This window comes from Planktotalea sp., from assembly GCF_049680325.1.
Classification (GTDB): Bacteria; Pseudomonadota; Alphaproteobacteria; order Rhodobacterales; family Rhodobacteraceae; genus Planktotalea.
On sequence record NZ_JBAUHO010000327.1, the window covers coordinates 1 to 2540 of the forward strand.

Below are 2540 nucleotides of genomic sequence, written 5' to 3' on the forward strand. Positions count from 1 at the left end.
GCTCACATCGCCGCCAATAATGTTCTGTGCAATCCACGAACGCGTTTTCGGCTTTACAGTATCAGGCCACACGCGCAGAACTTTTTTGACTTCAAGGCTATTTGATCGTGCATCTACCGCGAGGCGCCAACCATCAAGCCCGATGTCCGCGCGCCCGCTTGCAATCAGCGTTTGCCCGTCTTCGCGCAGCACCAGTTGCCCCACATCCAAACGGAACGGATCAAAGACCAACCGCATATCCAGATCGGCCTGCTGCAACGTTACGGGTTCCGGGTATAGGTCGTTCGGATTGGCCTTGACGCTGGTAAGGCGCAGTTGGGCAAGCATCGCTTCGGGCCAGCCGCCGGGGCCGTTTTGCAAGCGCGCGCGCCCTTCACCACGCGCTTCGATCCATGCAGATTTCACGTTCACTTCGTTGAAAACAAGGATGTTTTCATCTGGCTCATAGGTGAAATAGGCCTGCGCGCCCTCAAAGGGGATTGGCTTTGCTTCCTGCTCTGGCTGAACCACGCCTGCACCGATTTGCAAGGTTGCATTCAACGGACCTAGCGCGCCTTCGTCATCCACTTCGGTGCGTAAAGAGCCGGAGATCGGCGCATGCAAGGCCTGCATCCACGCCAAGGCCTCGCTTTGGCTGGCAATGTCCTGCGATGACGCATCTTCAAGTGTCAGACCAATGCGCGCTGCAGGCGAGCCGATTTCGCTGTCATAATTCATAGTCAAAGTGGTTGCGTAATCCTGCCCGCCCAGAAGCGCAAAATCAGCGCCAATGGATAGCTGTCCACCATTTGTATTCAAACGCATGCGCCCGCCATCAACCGTCCAGGCACGCCCTGCGCGGGCATCTTCATAGAGAACGGTCAGACTTTCGACCTCAACCTCGCGCAGATATTGCAGCTCCGGGCGTACCAACAACTGATCCACGCGTTCAATCAATTGCACCAAAGACGCACCTTCTCCGCTGGCTTGCAGGGCCGAGCCGATGGTCAGATCATAGCTACCATCCGAAGCGCGGCGCAGTTTCATCAACGCGCCCGATAGCGATACGTTCTTGGGCGAAAACTGGCCTCCTAAGGCTGCGCGAAACGATGCGCGCACGCTCAGCTCCCCAAGCGAAGCAAACGGCAGCCCCGTGTCATCGCGCACAGTAATGTTTTGCAGAACGACACGCGGACTTAGGTCCGAGCTTTCAATCTTGAGAGAGAGGCTCCCCAAACCGATATCAACGTCCGGCATCGCTTCGGCAAGCCGTTGCTCGATCTTGCTCTGTAGCCAATCAGGGGCGCGCACTTCGCGACCAATCAGCAGAACAAAGCCGATGACAACCGCGACGACAAAGCCGCCCAGTCCTGTCGCTATCGCTTGCGCCATGTGACGCTTGCGCAACCGACGCTCGCGCGTTTGCGGCGCAGGCGTTTGTGCGTCCGGTGTTGGCTGTGGCGTTTCGCTCATCTTGTTCAGGTCTGCCCCATTTTGGCACTGCACGGTCTATTGTCTGCCCCCTTCTAATATGAAACCAAAGGCGGTGAAACCAAGGGGATGACAAATGATTGATATCGGAGACAAAGCGCCAGACTTCACACTGCCTGCCACAGGCGCGCAAACCTTGAGCCTGTCAGGCGCGGGTGCGCTGGTTTTGTTCTTTTACCCGCGCGATGACACACCTGGATGCACGAAAGAGGCAATAGCCTTTTCCGGCATGGAAGCCGATTTCGCCGCACTAGGTGTCAAAATCTGGGGCATTTCAGCCGATAGCATCGCCAGCCACGACAAATTCGCCGCGAAACACGGCTTAAGCATGCCGTTGCTCAGCGACGAGGATAACGCCATTTGCGAAGCTTATGGCGTTTGGAAAGAAAAGAACATGTACGGCAAAAAGTTCATGGGGATCGAACGCGCGACCTTTCTGATCCAGGCAGATGGCACATTGGCAAAGGTTTGGCGCAAAGTAAAAGTCCCCGGCCACGCTGAAGCCGTGCTTGAGGCCGCCAGGGCGCTAACTGCATGAAACCTTTGGCACAAATGGCAGTGGACGTCCTACAAACCAGTGACGGGCGTGAAAAAACTGCGCTTTCACACAAATATGCCGCTGAATGGCGCGCGGCGCGCGCTTCGGGTGACTTGCCCGAAATAGGTGCCGCGACGCCGCCCATGCACCCTGCCCGCCCCGATGCGCCAGAACTGCTTTCCCCCCGCGACGTGCCGCGTCGCCGACCGGGGACAGGACCGGGCCGCATCGCGCTGCTTCACGCGGTTGCGCATATCGAATTGAATGCAGTTGATCTGCACTGGGATATCATCGCGCGCTTTAGCCATATCCCCCTTCCCGCCGGTTTTTATGACGATTGGGTCAGCGCGGCAGATGATGAATCCAAGCATTTCAACCTTATGTGTGATTGCCTTGAAGACATGGGCAGTTTTTACGGTGCATTGCCTGCTCATGCGGGTATGTGGCGCGCTGCGGAAGATACGGCACAAGATTTTATGGGACGCCTTGCCGTGGTTCCTATGGTGCTTGAAGCGCGCGGTCTGGATGTGAC

At 57.0% G+C, this 2540-nt stretch carries 2 protein-coding genes and 1 pseudogene; 2 read left to right on the forward strand and 1 reads right to left on the reverse strand.

All coding sequences use genetic code 11. The features are described 5' to 3' along the window. Window positions 1-1452 (reverse strand): annotated as a pseudogene (locus WBC85_RS14610) (hypothetical protein); the annotation flags it as partial. Window positions 1453-1546: 94 nt separating this feature from the next. Here WBC85_RS14610 and WBC85_RS14615 point away from each other — a divergent pair. Both WBC85_RS14615 and WBC85_RS14620 read left to right on the forward strand, forming a co-directional pair. Then, window positions 1547-2008: a peroxiredoxin gene (locus WBC85_RS14615; protein WP_424438781.1), complete on the forward strand. Its 462-nt coding sequence runs from the start codon at window positions 1547-1549 to the stop codon at window positions 2006-2008. Continuing rightward, window positions 2005-2540 (forward strand): ferritin-like domain-containing protein (locus tag WBC85_RS14620; protein ID WP_424438784.1); only part of this gene is annotated, 536 nt, incomplete at its 3' end. The genes WBC85_RS14615 and WBC85_RS14620, both read left to right, overlap by 4 nt.

What these genes read in the sequence shown, in the direction of transcription:
- WBC85_RS14615 (WP_424438781.1), top strand. Translation starts at nt 1,547, where the DNA reads ATGATTGATATCGGAGACAAAGCGCCAGACTTCACACTGCCTGCCACA.